The 16395-nt window shown below is 73.1% G+C and carries 11 protein-coding genes; 8 read left to right on the top strand and 3 right to left on the bottom strand.

Going from position 1 to position 16395, the window contains the following annotated elements; genetic code table 11:
• Positions 1-167 precede the first annotated feature (167 nt).
• Both M1L56_RS13050 and M1L56_RS13045 read right to left on the bottom strand, forming a co-directional pair.
• On the bottom strand, positions 168-2741 hold the full coding sequence (locus tag M1L56_RS13050) for a helix-turn-helix transcriptional regulator (protein ID WP_248599559.1): 2574 nt from the start codon (positions 2739-2741) through the stop codon (positions 168-170).
• A complete protein-coding gene (locus M1L56_RS13045; RefSeq protein ID WP_248599558.1) occupies positions 2738-4621 on the bottom strand; it encodes an Hsp70 family protein in 1884 nt (627 codons plus the stop codon). Before M1L56_RS13045 ends, M1L56_RS13050 begins: the two co-directional genes overlap by 4 nt.
• A gap of 244 nt (positions 4622-4865) precedes the next feature.
• Between M1L56_RS13045 and M1L56_RS13040 the strand changes: the two genes are divergently transcribed.
• The 4 genes from M1L56_RS13040 to M1L56_RS13025 all read left to right on the top strand — a co-directional run bounded on the left by M1L56_RS13040 (position 4866) and on the right by M1L56_RS13025 (position 13419).
• Complete coding sequence (locus tag M1L56_RS13040; protein ID WP_248599557.1) at positions 4866-6410, top strand: alpha/beta hydrolase; 1545 nt, start codon at positions 4866-4868, stop codon at positions 6408-6410.
• 81 nt (positions 6411-6491) lie between these two features.
• A complete protein-coding gene (locus M1L56_RS13035; RefSeq protein ID WP_248599556.1) occupies positions 6492-7946 on the top strand; it encodes an aminotransferase class V-fold PLP-dependent enzyme in 1455 nt (484 codons plus the stop codon).
• A 45-nt stretch (positions 7947-7991) separates the two neighbouring features.
• Complete coding sequence (locus M1L56_RS13030; RefSeq protein ID WP_248599555.1) at positions 7992-12641, top strand: DEAD/DEAH box helicase; 4650 nt, start codon at positions 7992-7994, stop codon at positions 12639-12641.
• 1 nt (position 12642) lies between these two features.
• Positions 12643-13419 (top strand): DNA-formamidopyrimidine glycosylase family protein, encoded by a 777-nt coding sequence (locus M1L56_RS13025; RefSeq protein ID WP_248599554.1) that lies wholly within the window; start codon positions 12643-12645, stop codon positions 13417-13419.
• Between the two features lie 13 nt (positions 13420-13432).
• Here M1L56_RS13025 and M1L56_RS13020 read toward each other — a convergent pair whose 3' ends face one another.
• Positions 13433-13825 carry a DUF1844 domain-containing protein gene (locus M1L56_RS13020; RefSeq protein ID WP_067949207.1) on the bottom strand — a complete coding sequence of 131 codons (393 nt, stop codon included), beginning with the start codon at positions 13823-13825 and terminating at the stop codon, positions 13433-13435.
• A 266-nt stretch (positions 13826-14091) separates the two neighbouring features.
• Between M1L56_RS13020 and infC the strand changes: the two genes are divergently transcribed.
• The 4 genes from infC (at position 14092) to M1L56_RS13000 (ending at position 16330) form a co-directional block, all read left to right on the top strand.
• Positions 14092-14709, top strand: a complete 618-nt coding sequence (gene infC / locus M1L56_RS13015; protein ID WP_157356816.1) for a translation initiation factor IF-3 — start codon at positions 14092-14094, stop codon at positions 14707-14709.
• Between the two features lie 55 nt (positions 14710-14764).
• Positions 14765-14959, top strand: coding sequence for a 50S ribosomal protein L35 (gene rpmI, locus M1L56_RS13010; RefSeq protein WP_067949205.1), 195 nt, complete (start codon positions 14765-14767; stop codon positions 14957-14959).
• Positions 14960-14991: 32 nt separating this feature from the next.
• Entirely contained in the window at positions 14992-15378 is a 387-nt protein-coding gene (rplT, locus tag M1L56_RS13005) for a 50S ribosomal protein L20 (protein ID WP_067949203.1), read from the top strand.
• 148 nt (positions 15379-15526) lie between these two features.
• Positions 15527-16330 carry an RNA methyltransferase gene (locus tag M1L56_RS13000; protein WP_067949201.1) on the top strand — a complete coding sequence of 268 codons (804 nt, stop codon included), beginning with the start codon at positions 15527-15529 and terminating at the stop codon, positions 16328-16330.
• Positions 16331-16395 lie beyond the last annotated feature (65 nt).

Here is a 16395-nt window from a genome sequence, read left to right as displayed (position 1 = left end):
CAAGCTTCGTCGTGGTCGAGCCCGCGGGCATCGGGGGGGATCCCCGCTCTTCCGGTCGGTCCGATGGGGGATTAGGGGATGCGGCCGGGGAGCGTTAGGGGATTCGTCGAAGGCCGCGTCGGGGGAGCCCGGGCCAGGCCCGTGGCACCCGTCCCACCGGCGGGGATTCACCGCGAGTCGTCACTCTCGAGGGCCGCCCGGAGTTTCGCGATGAGGTCCGAGCGATTGGTGGCGCCGAGGCGTCGCCGGATGCGGGCGATGTGGTGCTCGGCAGTGCGCGGCGAGATGAAGATGGCCTGGCCGATCTCCGCGTAGGTCTTGCCCTCCAGGACGAGCCGCGCCACCTCGCTCTCGCGGGCGCTCAGGCGGCTGTCGTCACGCGAGGCGAACGGCGCCGCACCGGCCTCCGCATCGATGCGATCGGCCGGCGACGGGACCCCGGCCGATCTCACCTCATCGGGATGGAGGCTCCGCGCGAGGGCGAGCAGACGGAGCGAATCCTGATGTTCGGCGGCGCGACCCGCAGCGTGGCCGGCCATGCGCGAGGCATCCCACGGATATCCGGCGGCCTCGAGATCCCGCGCCGCGCGTTCGACCGCCTCGACGACCACCTGGCCGGCGAGCGCTGCAGCCCACACCCGGGCGGCGTGCCCGAGGCGCTGCGCCGTGCGGTCTCCGACCCGTGCCTCGAGCGCCTCGGCGTGGCGTCGCACCGCGGCGGGATCGTTCCGCAGCAGGCCCGACTCGATCTCCGTCCAGTGCAGCCCGGTCGTCAGCGGTGCGGCGTCGCCGACGCGGTCGAGCAACTCCCAAGCCGCGGCGAGATGCGGGGCCACCAGGTGGGGCTCGCCCAAGCGGGCGGCCGCGACGACGAGTTCGGCAAGGGCCGGCAGGGTCATCACATCCGGCTGCATGCCGGCGATGGCGTGGCGCGCGGCCTCCCAGGCCCGCACCAGGTCCGGGATGTCGCCCTGGTGGCGTGCGAGGCCCACCCGGACGGCGCTCGCGAGCAACTCGTCGCGGAGCCCCGTCGGGCGCGTGGCGGCATCCGCCCTCGCGGCGGCGAGGTGCTCGCGCGCGTGCAGCGGTCGATCGGCGCGAAGGGCGACGAGGGAACGCATGAGCTGGAGCCGCGCTGAGAAGGCCGGACCGCCCTGGCCCGCGGCGATCGCCGACGAGAGCACCTCGTCGGCGATGCGGAGCTCGCCGGTGGAGAGCGCGACCTGCGCGGCCAGCACCGCTGGGACCTCCGGCAGCGGGATCGCCGCACCGGCCTCCGACATGACGCTCGACGCCGTGAGCAGGGTCCCGAGAGCTCGGTCGGCGTCGCCGTCGAGCATCTGCAGGAAGCCGTCCGCCATGAGGTCGACCGCCATGTGCGACGACGTCGGGTACGCGATGCGCCGCCCGCCCGCCCGGAGCGCCCGCGCACGGGCGGATTCGCCGGTCGCGGCGAGGGCGAACACGGCGAGCGGAGCGAGGGCGCACTCCTCGCCGGCGAGGCGTTCATACGCGTCGGCGCTGCGGCGCAGGAGCCCCTGTCGCGCCCAGACGGCGGCGGCCACCGCGACGCCGCGGCAGACGTCGGCAGCGTCAGGACGGGCGAGGAATCGGTCGACGAGTCGCTCGGCGTCGCGGACGTCTCCTGCTGCCCACGCGGCGTGGGCGCGACGGGCCTCCAGGGCGACGCGGTCGGCTCCCGCGTCGACCGCCGCGCGGTAGCGCAGGACAGCGCGGGTCGCGTCGACCGCGAGCAGCTCGTCACCGGCGCGTTCCAGCGCCGATGCGATCCGAGGATCGCGGAACCCCTGTTCGGCCAGCGACATCGCCGGTTCGTCGAGGGGCATCCCCGCCGACTCGAGGGCGTCGACGAGTTCTCGACGCAGAGACCACGCCTCGTCGGGCATCGCGGCACGGAGCACGGCCGTACGGACGACGGCCGCGAGTCGCCCGTCGGGGTGCGCCAGGCCCGCGGCTCGGATGGCCTGCATGAGCGAAAGGGTGTCCGTGTCCGCGAAGCGCGGTGCCGTCGCGAGTGCCGGTCCGGATGCCGAGAACCCGACCGCGAGGGCGAGCGCGAACTGACGGGTCCGCCGGTCCAAGGCGTCGAGCTCGTCAGTGATGCGCGTGAGCATGGTCGAGGGAAGTCGGTCGGCGTCGAGGTCCCAGTCGTCGTCGCGAAGGGCGTACAGGGCGAGGTCGACGAGTCGCGGGTTGCCGCCGGTGAACTCGAGGATGCGGGAGGCGAGGTCGTCCTCCGGCACGACGCCGAGCACCTCGCCCGCGCGTGCGCTCACTCCGGCGTCCGAGAGCGGATGCAGCGTGACGGTCGTGTGCCGACGCCCGGCGCCGTCGAGGGCCTCCACGACCGGGGCACCCGGCGACGGGCGGAACGCCACGACGAGGTGCGCGACATCGTCGGCGATGATCCGCTCGATCGTCGCGACCTCACCAGGCGACAGTTGCTCCGCGTCGTCGACGAGGACGACGACGGGCCTAGACGCGTCACCGCCGGACGGCGACGGGACATCGGCATCGCGCACCACCCTTGCCCCGCCGGAACGCAGCTCGTCCGCCATCCGTTCGAGGAGGGTGGATTTGCCGGATCCCCCGGGCCCGCTGATCCCCGCCAGCACGCGCGCGGAGCCGTGCAGGATGCGCCGGACCAGCGCGTCGCCGTCGGACCAGCCGATGCTGCGCGACGGGTGCGGATCGTGGGAGCGGTGCGCGGTAGGACTCATGGCGTCGCGGGGGGCTCCGTGGGCTCGGACGTCGCCGTGGGCTGGGGTTCGGGCGCGGGCTCCGGGCTCGGGTCCGGTGACGGCGCGGGCGACGGGTCCGGTGCAGGGTCGGGCGCGGGCGACGGGTCCGGTGCGGGGTCGGGCGCGGGCGACGGGTCCGGTGAGGGTTCGGGTGACGGTGCGGGATTGGGGGAGGGCGACGGATCCGGGTCCGAGGACGGTGAGGGGGACGGGGACGGTGACGGGGACGGTGACGGTGACGAACCGGTCGTGGGAGGCGTCGAGGAGCCACCCGGCGAGGCACCCGAGGCGGTGGTGTCGCCACTCGGGCTGCCCTTGGATCCGGTCGACCCGGACGGCGCCTTCGAACCGCTACTCGTCGACTTGCCCGGCTTCAGCGGGCCGGTCGACTGCTCGAGCTCCGACTCGTCGACCCGGGTGAACGGGTCGTCCGCAGGGGGCCGGGCGGTCGATCCGGGCTGCCCCGTCGCGCCGTCGCCCGCCACGTATCGACCCGCGGCGTAGGTGCCGGACGCCTCGAGTTCGGCCGCGCCGTCGGCGGCCTCGCCCTGCTCCCCGCCCGCACCCAACGGCGTGATCGGGACGAGGATGCCGAGCAGCGCCGCGGCCGCGCCGGCGAGCAGCGTGGTGCGGAGCCCCATGGAGAGTCCGGGAGCATCCGGCGTACGCCGCAACCAGGCCGGGAGCGCTCGGAGCCGGTCCTCGGCCGGATCCGCGGGGGTCACGTCGCCGTCGGCCTCGGCGACCGACGTCGCGGTGTCCTCGGGCGCGGTCTCGAGGTGTCGCGCCGCCGCGATGGCGGCACCGTGGCTGATGGAGGCCTTCGGGTCGGCGTCGATGGCGACCGGAAGGCCGAGTTCGGCTGTGATGAGCTGCGTGACGGCGGGGATGCGGGACGATCCTCCGATGAGGAGGACGGTTTCGAGGTCGTCGACGCCGAGCCCGGCCGCGTCGATCGCCTCCCGAAGGGTGTCGACCGTGCGCCGCAGGTCGGTCTCGATCATCTGCTCGAACTCGGCTCGGATGAGCCGCACCCGGGCGTGGCCGTTGGGGAGCACGACCGGGACGGCGGTCTCGGCGTCGAACGACAGCGCCTCCTTCGCCTCCGTGCACTCGCGCCGCACCCGGGCGAGCGCGACCACGGCGTCAGGGGCGTCCTCATCGGCACCCGAGAAGGCGTCGTCGGCCGCGGAGCGGACGTGGTCGAAGACGACCTGGTCGAAGTCGGTGCCGCCCAGACGGTCGATGCCCCGGGGCGTGCCGACGAGCTCGAGCCCGTCATCCTCCCCGCGCCGAAGGAGGGCGACGTCGAACGTTCCGCCGCCGAGGTCGTAGACGCCGATCACGCGGCCGTCATCGAGGTGGTGCTCGGACAGGTACTTGAGTCCGGCCGCCTCGGGCTCGCTCACGAGCTCCGCGTGGCCGAGTCCGGCGGCGTCGAGTGCGCTGCGGATGGATTCGACGCGGTGCGTTCCCCACGCGGCCGGGTGCGACAGCGTGACCGAGGCCGGCGGTTCGCCCTCCTGCGCCTCGGCCCGCTCGACGACCCATCGGGCCAGCAGCGCGAACAGCTCCTCGGGTGCGACGGCGAGATCGCCGACGATGAGCGGCGTCTCGTCGCCGATGCGCCGCTTGAACCCGCGGACCACGCGGTCGGGCGCATCGATGGCCCGACGCTCCGCAGGTTCACCGACCACCACGGCGCCGTCCTCGGCGAGGTAGACCACCGTGGGCATCGCCGCCTTGCGCGAGCCCAGCTCGAGCGTCGAGGTGCTGAGCGCACCGCCGGTGCCCCGCCGGGCGATGCCGGCGGCGGTGTAGGTCGTTCCGATGTCGATTCCGAGCGCGTACGAGTTCAATGACTCTTACCCCCCTGCGCGACACCGGTGTCAGCCGTCCGAGTCCGTGCCGCGACGGGTCGATTGTCCTCTTCGCTTCCGGCAGCGGCAACAGCCGGGGACGCCCCGGTTCGGGGGACATTCGCGTGCGCTCGCCCCAGATCCCCGAGTTCGCGCGGATTCGGCCGGGGGACAGCGGCGGGTTCCGACGATCACCCCAGTACGGGGGTCATCAGCGCGACGGTTTCCGTGGATACTAGCGGCCATGGGTCGAGCACCGAAGGGGGGCGTGCTCGCGGCCGCCGTGGCGGCATCCGTCGGCATCGCCCTGGGCGTGGCGGGGTGCGGGATGTCGACGTTCTTCCCCGTGGTCGACGAGTCGACGCCGACCGGCGAGAAGGTGGATGCCGCGCTGGAGCCGTACTACGGCCAGGTCCTCCAATGGGAGGAGTGCGGCGAGTTCCAGTGCGCGACGGCCACCGCTCCACTCGACTGGGACACCCCATCGGCGGGCGAGATCGAACTGGCGCTCATCCGCCAGCCCGCCAGCGGCCAACGCCTCGGTTCGCTGCTCATGAACCCCGGCGGTCCGGGGGTCTCCGGATACGACGCAGTGGCGACCTCGCTCGACGTCGCCGTGAGCGAGACGCTGCAGGAGCGCTACGACGTCGTCGGGTTCGACCCACGCGGCGTCGGACGATCCTCTGCGGTCGATTGCTTCACGCCGAAGGAACTCGATCAGCTCCTCTACGCACCGGCGCGCGGCGTGCGGGGGACCAACGAATGGCTGACGTCGCAGAACGAGCTCACCCACCGATTCGGACAGGCGTGCCTGCGCAACACCGGTGATCTCCTCGCCAACGTCGACACCGCGAGCACCGCGCGAGACCTCGACATGCTGCGGGCGGCGCTCGGCGACGACCAGCTCACCTACCTCGGGTACTCGTACGGCGCCTACCTCGGCACGGTGTACGCCGGGCTGTTCCCGGATCGGGTGGGACGGCTGGTGCTCGACGGACCGATCGACCCGACGCTGAACCGAGCCGCCATCACGCTCGCTCAGGCCACCGGCTTCGAGACGGCGCTGAGGTCCTACCTGTCGGCCTGCATCCCCGCGGCCACCTGCCCGTTCCAGGGCACCCCCGATGACGCGCTGCCGATCGTCCGCGACATCCTGGATGCGGTCGCGAAGAACCCGATCCCATCGACGGACGGGCGAGTCCTCAGCGTCGACACGCTGCTGATCGCGATCGCAGCGCCGCTCTACCTGAAGGACACCTGGCCGATACTCGACACCGTCTTCACCTCGGTGCTGGCGGGACAGGCGGAGGTCGCGCTGACCGTCGTGGACGGGTACTTCGGGCGGACTCCGGAGGGTGAGTACTCCGGCAATCTGCCCGAGGCGATCCGCGCTGTGAACTGCCTCGACCACACGGCACAGAACAACGTCGAGGTGATGAAAGAGGAGGCACGGCAGCTGAGCAAGGCGGCGCCGCACATCGGCGTCTACTTCTCGTTCGGGGACGTGTCCTGCCTGTCGTGGCCGTACCAGTCCGACCTCGAACGCGTCGCGATCACCGCACCGGGCGCCGCGCCGATCCTCGTCCTCGGCACGACCGGCGACCCGTCCACCCCGCATGCCTGGGCGGTCGCGGTGGCGTCGCAGCTCGAGAGCGGCGTCCTCGTCACGCGAACCGGCGAGGGCCACACGGCCTTCAACAAGGGCGACACGTGCGTGGATGCCGCGGTCGAGCAGTACCTCGTCGACGGCGTCGTCCCGCCTGCCGACGTCACCTGCCCCGCGGCCTGAGGCGGCCCGGACCGGCGTTGACTCGCGCGGCGACCGGGAGCATGATCGGGGTGCGCGGTACGCGCGGAATCCAGGTGGACCATGCCCGATCGACTCGACGAGACCTCCGCGACTGCCCGGACGACGCCGTCCGACGGAGCGGGCGGAGCGGCGCACCGGCCGTACGACGAGGCGCTCCTCGCCCTCGCGCACCGACGCGCGGCCGACTGGCTCGACGGGCTCGCCGAGCGGCCGATCCCTCCGCGGGCGACGGTCGACGAGATCGGCGACGCCCTCGGACGCGACCTCCCCGAGCACGGGGAACCGGCCGCGGAGGTCATCGAACGCCTCGCCGATCGGATCGAGCCGGGCCTCATGGCGATGGGCTCGCCGCGATTCTTCGGGTGGGTCATCGGCGGCACGCAGCCCGTGGCGCTCGCGGCGGACTGGCTCGTCTCGACCTGGGACCAGAACAACGGCCTCCGCAACGTCACGCCCGGCACCGCCGCCGTCGAGGAGATCGCCGCGGCCTGGGTCCTCGAGCTGCTCGGCCTCCCCGCGGAGAGCGAGGTCGGCTTCGCGACGGGCGCGACCACGGCGCAGTTCGCGTGCCTCGCCGCGGCGCGCGACGAGGTGCTCCGGCGCGCCGGTTGGGACGTCGCGCGCGACGGGCTCGCGGGAGGTCCGCGCGTCCGCTTCGTGGTCGGCGCCGAACGCCACGGCACGATCGACCTCGCGGGCCGGTACCTGGGTCTCGGCTCGCCGATCGAGGCGGCCGCCGATGAGCAGGGTCGCATGCGGCCGGAGGCGCTCCGCGAGGTGCTCGCCTCGGGGGAGGGACCGGCGATCGTGTGCCTCCAGGCGGGCAACATCCACTCCGGCGCGTTCGACCCGTTCGCCGAGGCGTGCCGCGTCGCCCACGAGGCGGGCGCGTGGGTGCACGTCGACGGGGCGTTCGGCCTCTGGGCTGCGGCATCCCCCCGGCTGCGCCCGCTCACCGAGGGGCTCGCCGACGCCGACTCGTGGTCGACCGACGCGCACAAGACGCTCAACGTCCCGTACGACTGCGGCATCGCGATGGTGCGAGACGGCGCCGCGATGCGGCACGCGCTGACCATGCACGCGAGCTACCTGCAGGCCACGACCGAGGGCGCCGACCCGCACGAGAAGGTCGCGGAACTGTCGCGGCGGGCGCGCGGCGTTCCGACGTGGGCGGTGCTGCGCCACCTCGGTCGCGAGGGCGTCGCCGACCTCATCGACCGACTGGCCGGCTCCGCCCGGATCATCGCCGAGGGCGTCGCGCGGCTCCCGGGCGTCTCGGTGCTGAACGAGGTGGCGTTCACCCAGGTCTGCATCGCCCTCGAGGACGACGCGGCGACGCAGGCGCTCAGCGCGCGACTGCTCCTGGACGGCGAGGTCCTCGCGATGACCTCCCGGTGGCACGACCGCGCTGTGGTCCGCTTCTCGGTCAGCAACTGGGGCACGGATGCCGCGCAGGCGCGCCGCACGGTCGCGGCCGTGGAGCGCGCGCTCGCCGAGGTGCGCGCGTCGGGCTGAGCGCAACCCGGCGACGGTGTCGGTGGCATCCGCTTGAATGGTGGGATGACCGGCGCACTCGACGAGTTCGCGCCTGCGACGCGGGCGTGGTTCACCGAGTCGTTCCGCGAGCCCACGGCCGTGCAGGATGCGGCGTGGCGGGCGATCGCCCGCGGCGAGCACGCGCTCGTCGTGGCGCCCACCGGGTCGGGCAAGACGCTCGCGGCGTTCCTCTCGGCCATCGACCGACTCCACCACGCCCCGCTGCCGGCGGTCGACGCGGCGACCGGCGAGGTGACGGATGCCGCGCCCCGCGCCACGCGCGTCGTCTACGTGTCGCCGCTCAAGGCCCTCGGCGTCGACGTCGAGCGCAACCTGCGCGCCCCGCTCGTCGGCATCGCGCGCACCGCCGCCGCGATGGGCGTCGACGTGCCCGAGGTGACCGTGGGGGTCCGGTCGGGCGACACCTCGCCGGCCGATCGGCGGGCCCTCGTGAAGCGTCCGCCCGACATCCTCATCACGACGCCCGAGTCGTTGTTCCTGATGCTCACCTCGCAGGCGCGCGAGACGCTCGCCGGCGTCGAGACGGTCATCATCGACGAGATCCACGCGCTCGCCGGCAGCAAGCGCGGCGCCCACCTCGCCCTGTCGCTCGAGCGCCTCGACGAGCTGCTCGCCAGGCCGGTGCAGCGCATCGGCCTGTCGGCGACGGTCCGGCCGCACGACGAGGTGGCGCGCTTCCTCTCGGGCACCAGGCCCGTGTCGATCGTCGCGCCGCCGTCGGGCAAGCGGTTCGACCTGCGCGTGACCGTGCCCGTCGACGACCTCGCCGACCTCTCCGGCGACCACGGCGGCTCGGTGTGGCCGCACGTCGAGGAGGCGATCCTCGACGAGGTGCTCGCGCATCGCTCGACCATCGTGTTCGCGAACTCCCGCCGACTCGCGGAGCGGCTGACGGCCCGGCTCAACGAACTCTGGGCCGAGCGCACGGCGCCGCCCGAGGGCGAGGGCGACGACGGGGCGGCCGGCGACGGGCTCGTCGGTGCCGAGGTCCCAGTGGCATCCGTCGCCGTGGCCTCGACCGGCGCGGCCTCGTCACTCGGCCCGGCCCCGGCGACGCCGCGGCGCCCGCCGGCCGAGCTCGTGGGCTCATCCGGGCTCACGGCCGGCGCCGAACCGGTCATCGCCCGTTCGCACCACGGCTCGGTCAGCAAGGAGGAGCGCGCGCTCGTCGAGGCGGATCTCAAGGGCGGTCGCCTGAAGTGCGTGGTGGCCACGTCGAGCCTCGAACTCGGGATCGACATGGGCGCGGTCGACCTGGTGATGCAGGTCGAGTCGCCGCCGTCGGTCGCGAGCGGCCTGCAGCGGATCGGCCGAGCCGGCCACCAGGTGGGCGAGGTCTCCAAGGGACTCATGTTCCCCAAGCACCGGGCCGACCTCCTGCACTCCGCCGTCGTCGCCGAGCGCATGGTCGCGGGCGGCATCGAACCGCTCCGCATCCCGGCGAACCCGCTCGACGTGCTCGCCCAGCAGACCGTCGCCGCGGTGGCCGTCGACGAGTGGGAGGTCGAGCACTGGTTCGACGTGGTCCGACGCGCGGCGCCGTTCCACGCCCTCCCGCGTTCCGTGTTCGACGCGACGCTCGACCTGCTGGCCGGCCGGTACCCGTCCGACCGGTTCGGCGAATTGCGGCCGCGCATCGTCTGGGATCGCGACGCGGGTACCATCACGGGTCGCCGTGGCGCGCAACGTCTGGCCGTCACCTCGGGCGGCACCATCCCCGATCGCGGGCTGTTCGGCGTCTTCATGATCGGCGACGCCGGTCCGGGGCGCCGGGTTGGCGAGCTCGACGAGGAGATGGTCTACGAGTCGCGCGTGGGCGACGTGTTCGCGCTCGGCGCCACGAGCTGGCGCATCCAGGAGATCACGCACGACCGCGTGCTCGTCTCGCCCGCGTTCGGCGAACCGGGCCGCCTGCCGTTCTGGAAGGGCGACGGCATCGGCCGTCCCGCCGAGCTCGGCGAGGCGATCGGCGGGTTCATCGGCGAACTCGCCGGCGCCGACGCGTCCGCGGCGCTCGAGCGGTGCGCCGCCGCGGGTCTCGACGAGCGGGCGGGCGCCAACCTCGTCCGCTTCATCGCCGATCAGCGAGAGGCGACGCGGGTCGTGCCCGACGATCAGAGCCTCGTCGTCGAGCGCTTCCGCGACGAGCTCGGCGACTGGCGCATCGTCCTGCATTCGCCCTATGGCATGCGCGTGCACGCCCCGTGGGCGCTCGCGGTGGATGCGCGGGTGCAGGAGCGGTTCGGCCTCGAGTCGCACGCCGTCGCGAGCGATGACGGCATCGTGCTCCGCCTGCCCGACACGGCCGACGAGCCCCCGGGCAGCGAGCTGTTCGAGTTCGAGCCGGCCGAGCTCGCGCAACTGGCGACCGAACGGGTGGGCGACTCCGCGCTGTTCGCGTCGCGGTTCCGCGAGTGCGCGGCCCGGGCGCTCCTGCTGCCCCGGCAGAACCCCGGCAAGCGGTCGCCGCTCTGGCAGCAGCGGCAGAAGGCGTCGCAGCTGCTCGAGGTCGCGCGCGACTTCCCCGACTTCCCGATCGTCCTCGAGGCGGTGCGGGAGTGCCTGCAGGACGTCTACGACCTGCCCGCGCTCACGGCCATCGCCGAGCGCATTCGGGCGCGCCGCATCCGCTTCGTCGACGTCGCCACCGAGACCGCGAGCCCGTTCGCCGCGAGCCTCCTCTTCGGCTACGTGGGCGCATTCATGTACGAGGGCGACGCGCCGCTCGCCGAGCGGCGCGCCGCGGCGCTGTCCCTCGACCCCGGCCTCCTCGCCGAGCTGCTCGGCACCGTCGAGCTGCGCGAGCTCCTCGACCCGGCCGTGGTCGAAGATACCGAGCGGATGCTGCAGCGGCGGCATCCCGACCGGCTCGCCAAGGGCGAGGAGGGCGTGGCCGACCTGCTTCGCGAGCTCGGGCCCATCACCGTCGCCGAGATCGCCGAGCGCGTCGACGAGCAGACGGATGCCGCGGCATCCGTCGATGCGCTCGTCACCGCCCGGCGCGCCGCGCGGGTCCGCTTCGGCGGCGGCGACTGGGTCGTCGCGGTCGAGGACCTCAGCCGGCTCCGCGACGCCCTCGGCGTGCCGATCCCGCCCGGGCTGCCCGAGGTGTTCGGCGAGGCGGTGCCCGACCCGCTGGGCGACCTCGTCAGCCGCTACGCGCGCACGCACGGGCCGTTCACGACCGCCGCGGTCGCCGAGCGGTTCGGCATCGGCGTCGCGATCGCGCAGGCCGCGCTCGCGCGCCTCGCCGGCGATCGCCGCATCGTCGAGGGCGCCTTCCTGCCCCACGGCTCCGGCACCGAGTGGTGCGACGCCGAGGTGCTCCGACGACTCCGTCGACGCTCGCTCGCCGCGCTCCGAGAGGAGGTCGAGCCCGTCGCGCCGCGGGAGTTCGCGCGGTTCCTGCCCGACTGGCAGCACGTCGGCGGCCGACTGCGGGGCGTCGACGGCGTCGCAGCGGTCATCGAGCAGCTCGAGGGCGTGCGCATCCCGGCATCCGCCTGGGAGACGTTCGTCCTGCCCGCCCGGGTGGGTGACTACCGTCCCGACATGCTCGACGAACTCACGGCGAGCGGCGAGGTGCTCTGGGTGGGGCAGGGCTCGCTGTCCGGCGACGACGGATGGGTCAGCCTGCACCTGGCCGACACCGTCAAGCTCACCATGCCGGCCCCCGCCGACCAGCCGCTCGACGCGATCGAGACCGAGCTGCTCGCGGTGCTCGGCGGGGGCGGGGCGTACTTCTTCCGGCAGCTCGTCGACGCGGTCGGCGGCACCGACGACGCGCCGGTGCTCGACGCGCTGTGGCGACTCGTGTGGGCCGGACTCGTCACCAACGACACCTTCGCACCGGTCCGCGGCCTGCTCACCGGCGGCGGAGCGCACAAGACCAAGGCCTCGGCGCCGCGCGCGCGCCTGCGCGGGCGCTCCCTCTCGCGGAGGGCGCTCGCGTCGGCCGCGGCCGCCGCGGAGGGCGCGCGCACGCCGCGATCGGCGCCGCCCCGCGCCGCGGGCCGCTGGTCGGTGCTGCCGATGGCCAGCGACGCCGCCACGCCGCGCGCGCACGCGCTCGGCGAGACGCTGCTCGAGCGGTACGGCGTCGTGACCCGCGGCTCGGTCGTCGCGGAGGACCACCTCGGCGGGTTCGCGCTCGCCTACCGCACGCTCGCGGGCTTCGAGGAGACGGGACGAGTTCGTCGCGGCTACTTCATCGACGGACAGGGCGGCGCCCAGTTCGCGACGAGCGCCGCAGTCGACCGGCTCCGGCAGGCGCCCACGGGCGGGGCGGTCGTGCTCGCCGCGACCGATCCGGCCAACCCGTTCGGCGCGGCCCTCGACTGGCCCGAGCCCACCACGGAGATCACGCACCGCCCGGCGCGAAAGGGCGGCGCGCTCGTCGCGGTCGTCGACGGCGAGGCGGTGTTCTACCTCGAACGCGGCGGGCGGACGGCCCTGGTCTTCACCGACGACGCCGAGGCGCTCGGCGCGGGCGCGACCGCGCTCGCCGAGGCCCTCGGCCGGGCTCGTGGCGCCCGGTTCCGCGTCGAGTCGGTGAACGGCGCGGGCGTGCACGGCTCCGTGCTCGACCCGCCGCTGCGCGCGGCCGGGTTCCGCGAGACCCCGCAGGGGCTCCGGTTCGAGGCGAGGGGTTGAGATGCCCGAGGGCGACACCGTGTTCCGCGCGGCGAGGCGGCTCGACGACGCGCTCGCCGGCCGCGTGGTGACGCGGACCGACCTGCGCGTGCCCGCCTTCGCCACGGTCGACCTCGCGGGTGAGGTCGTGCACTCCGTCGGGAGCCGCGGCAAGCACCTGCTCATGCGCATCGGCGACGCCGTGCTGCACACGCACCTCAAGATGGAGGGGGAATGGCGACTGCTCCGCCCCGGGCAGAAGTGGCCGCGCCCGGCGCACCGCGCCCGCGCGATCGTCGAGACCGCCGAGGCCACCGCCATCGGCTTCGACCTCGGTCTCGTCGAGCTGTTCCCGGCGGACGAGGAGGCCGATCGCATGGGCTACCTCGGGCCGGACCTGCTGGGTGCCGACTGGGATGCGACCGAGGCGGCGCGGCGACTCGCCTCGACGCCCGAGGTGCCCGCCGTGGTCGCGCTCGCCGACCAGCGCAACCTCGCCGGGCTCGGCAACGTGCTCGTCAACGAGGTGTGCTTCCTCCGCGGCATCCGCCCCGACCGCCCGATCGGCGAGGTCGACCTCGCACCGACGCTCGACCTCGCGCGCAGGGTGATCTTCGCCAACCGGGAGCGGCTGGAACGCACCACGACGGGCGACACCCGGCCGGGACGCCGGCTGTGGGTCTACGGTCGCGAGGGCGAGCCGTGCCGGCGGTGCGGCACGCGCATCGTGCACGGCCGTTTCGGACGCAACGACGTCGAGCTTCGCGAGACGTACTGGTGTCCGCACTGCCAGCCGTGACCGGCTGAGCGGGTCAGGTGACCGGGCCGGTCCACTTCTCGCCCGGGCCCTGGCCGATCGGGTCGGGGATGGTCGAGGCCTCGCGGAACGCCAGCTGGAGCGAGCGCAGACCGTCGCGCAGCGACCGAGCGTGCATGTCGCTGATCTCCGGCGCCCCGGCGGTGATGAGCCCCGCGAGCGAGTTGATGAGCTTGCGCGCCTCGTCGAGGTCGGTCTGCGACTCGGGGTCGTCGGCGAGCCCGACCTTGACGGCCGCCGCGCTCATGAGGTGCACCGCCGCGGTCGTGATGACCTCGACCGCGGGCACCTCGGCGATGTCGCGCGTCGCGTCGGCGACGGCCTCGACGTGCTCGTCGGCGGGGGCGTGCTCGGACGCACGTGTGGGCTCGGGCGAAGTGTCGCTCACCGGGGGATTCCTCTGCTAGACTACTGCGGGCTCCGGGGCCAGTCCCCGGTACGAAAGTGGAGAGACTCCCACCCGCGCATACCGCTTCATCAAGGTTACCGGGTCGTTCGCACTCCGCTTCCCCGCTCCGGCGGGGGAGTAGCAAGGGTGCCGCATGGGCCCGCGGATTCGATTCCGCGGGAGTCATCGCGTGGATTTCCGCTCTCGTCGTCGGGCGGCATCCGTCTCCCGATGAGCTGGAACCAGTTCGAGTAGAGGAGACACGCATCAGCGATCCGCGTACCAATGACCGTATCCGCGTCCCCGAGGTCCGCCTCGTGGGCCCTGGCGGAGAGCAGGTCGGCGTCGTGAAGATCGAGGTGGCACTGCGGCTCGCGCAGGAGGCCGACCTCGATCTCGTCGAGGTCGCGCCGAACTCCCGTCCGCCAGTCGTCAAGATCATGGACTACGGCAAGTACAAGTACGAGGCTGCGCAGAAGGCCAAGGAGGCTCGGCGCAACCAGGCGAACACGATCCTCAAGGAGGTCCGGTTCCGCCTCAAGATCGACAAGCACGACTATGAGACCAAGATGAAGCGCGCCGTCGGCTTCCTGAAGGCCGGCGACAAGGTGAAGGCCATGATCCTGTTCCGTGGTCGCGAGCAGTCGCGTCCCGAGATGGGCGTCCGCCTCCTGCAGCGCTTCGCGGAAGACGTGGCCGAGTACGGCACCGTCGAGCACAACCCCACGATCGACGGCCGCAACATGGTGATGGTCATCGCTCCCCTGAAGAACAAGTCCGAGGCCAAGGCCGAGGCGAACGCACAGCGTGCTGCGGCGAAGCAGCGCCCCTCGGCCGAGTCCGAGGGCGACGAGCCGCAGTCGGCCGAGGCCACCGAGGCCTAGGCCAGTACGACGTCCGTCATCCCCGAGTGGCGGCAGAACCAAGGAGAAACACGAGATGCCGAAGCAGAAGACCCACTCCGGGTCCAAGAAGCGCTTCAAGGTCACCGGCAGCGGCAAGATCAAGAAGCAGCAGGCCGGTATGCGTCACAACCTCGAGGGCAAGTCCTCGGTGCGCACCCGCCGTCTGAACCAGGACAAGGTCGCCTCGGCGCCCGACACCAAGGTCATCAAGAAGCTGCTCGGTCGCTGAGCGACGAGACCCGATAAGGAAGTAACAGAGCAATGGCAAGAGTGAAGCGCGCAGTCAATGCGCACAAGAAGCGTCGGGTCATCCTCGAGCGCGCCGAGGGCTACCGCGGTCAGCGGTCGCGCCTCTACCGCAAGGCGAAGGAGCAGGTCACCCACTCGCTCGTCTACTCGTACAACGACCGTCGTGCGAAGAAGGGCGACTTCCGTCGCCTCTGGATCCAGCGGATCAACGCCGCTGCGCGCCAGAACGGCATGACCTACAACCGCCTCATCCAGGGCCTCGGCCTCGCCGGCATCGAGGTCGACCGTCGCATCCTCGCCGACCTCGCGGTCAACGAGCCCGCGACGTTCGCCGCCCTCGTCGAGAGCGCCAAGCAGGCCCTCCCGAGCGACGTGAACGCCCCGAAGAACGCGGCCTAGGCCTCGTCCTCCGGTTGCAACGGCCCGGCATCCTGCGGATGCCGGGCCGTTCGCCGTCTGCGGGCGGATGCCGCCGGCTCGACTCGCGCGCGCGGCCCCGCTCGGCGGGGCGGCCGTCGGCCGGGCCCGCGGTCCGTAGACTTGCCGCATGCTCGAGAACCCCAGGTCGCCGCGAGTGCGGGCCGTCGCGAAGCTCGCGAAGAAGCCCGCACGCGTCGAGACGGGCATGTTCCTCCTCGAGGGGCCGCAGGCGGTCGCCGAGGCGCTGACGTTCCGCCCGCAACTCGTGGTCGAACTCTACGCCACGCCGACGGCGCTCGAGCGGTACAGCGACATCGGCGACACCGCCATCGATGCGGGCGTCGACGTCGAGTACGTCTCCGAAGAGGTGCTGAACGCGATGGCGGACACCGTCACGCCGCAGGGCTTCGTAGCCGTGTGCCATCAGTTCCCGACCGCCGTGAAGGACGTGTTCGCGTCGAAGCCGACGCTCGTCGCGATCCTCGAGGAGGTGCGCGACCCGGGTAACGCCGGCACGATCGTCCGGGCAGCGGATGCCGCGGGCGCCGACGCCGTCGTCTTCACCGGCCGCGCGGTCGACCTCTACAACCCCAAGGTGGTCCGGTCCTCGACGGGGTCGATCTTCCACCTGCCCGTGGCGGTCGGCGCGGAGCTCGAGGACGTGCTCGCGCGGGCGCGGGAAGCGGGGCTCACCGTCCTGGCGGCCGACGTCAAGGGTGACGACCTCCTGTCGGCCCGCCGTGAGGGCCTGCTCGAGCGACCGACGGCGTGGCTGTTCGGCAACGAGGCCCGGGGGCTGCCCGACGACAAGCTCGCGCTCGCCGACCGCGTCGTGACGGTTCCGATCTACGGTCACGCGGAGTCGATGAACCTCGCGACCGCGGCATCCGTCTGCCTCTACGAGAGCGCGTTCGCGCAGCGCGACCGGTAGGTCACGAATCGGTAAACCCGCGGGCGCGCGGGTGGCCGCGTGATGCCCGCGGGCCCTAGTTTGAT

Origin of the sequence: Agromyces sp. C10 (genome assembly GCF_023217995.1) — a bacterium.
In the GTDB taxonomy this organism is placed as follows: domain Bacteria; phylum Actinomycetota; class Actinomycetes; order Actinomycetales; family Microbacteriaceae; genus Agromyces; species Agromyces indicus.
Note: the sequence above shows the minus strand (reverse complement) of the source record. Positions and strands in the feature narration are given on the sequence as shown.

Bases quoted from the DNA above. Each gene is read 5' to 3' on its own strand.
- M1L56_RS13050 (WP_248599559.1), bottom strand. From the start codon at position 2,741: ATGAGTCCTACCGCGCACCGCTCCCACGATCCGCACCCGTCGCGCAGC.
- M1L56_RS13040 (WP_248599557.1), top strand. From the start codon at position 4,866: ATGGGTCGAGCACCGAAGGGGGGCGTGCTCGCGGCCGCCGTGGCGGCA.
- M1L56_RS13035 (WP_248599556.1), top strand. From the start codon at position 6,492: ATGCCCGATCGACTCGACGAGACCTCCGCGACTGCCCGGACGACGCCG.
- M1L56_RS13030 (WP_248599555.1), top strand. From the start codon at position 7,992: ATGACCGGCGCACTCGACGAGTTCGCGCCTGCGACGCGGGCGTGGTTC.
- M1L56_RS13025 (WP_248599554.1), top strand. From the start codon at position 12,643: ATGCCCGAGGGCGACACCGTGTTCCGCGCGGCGAGGCGGCTCGACGAC.
- rpmI (WP_067949205.1), top strand. From the start codon at position 14,765: ATGCCGAAGCAGAAGACCCACTCCGGGTCCAAGAAGCGCTTCAAGGTC.
- rplT (WP_067949203.1), top strand. From the start codon at position 14,992: ATGGCAAGAGTGAAGCGCGCAGTCAATGCGCACAAGAAGCGTCGGGTC.
- M1L56_RS13000 (WP_067949201.1), top strand. From the start codon at position 15,527: ATGCTCGAGAACCCCAGGTCGCCGCGAGTGCGGGCCGTCGCGAAGCTC.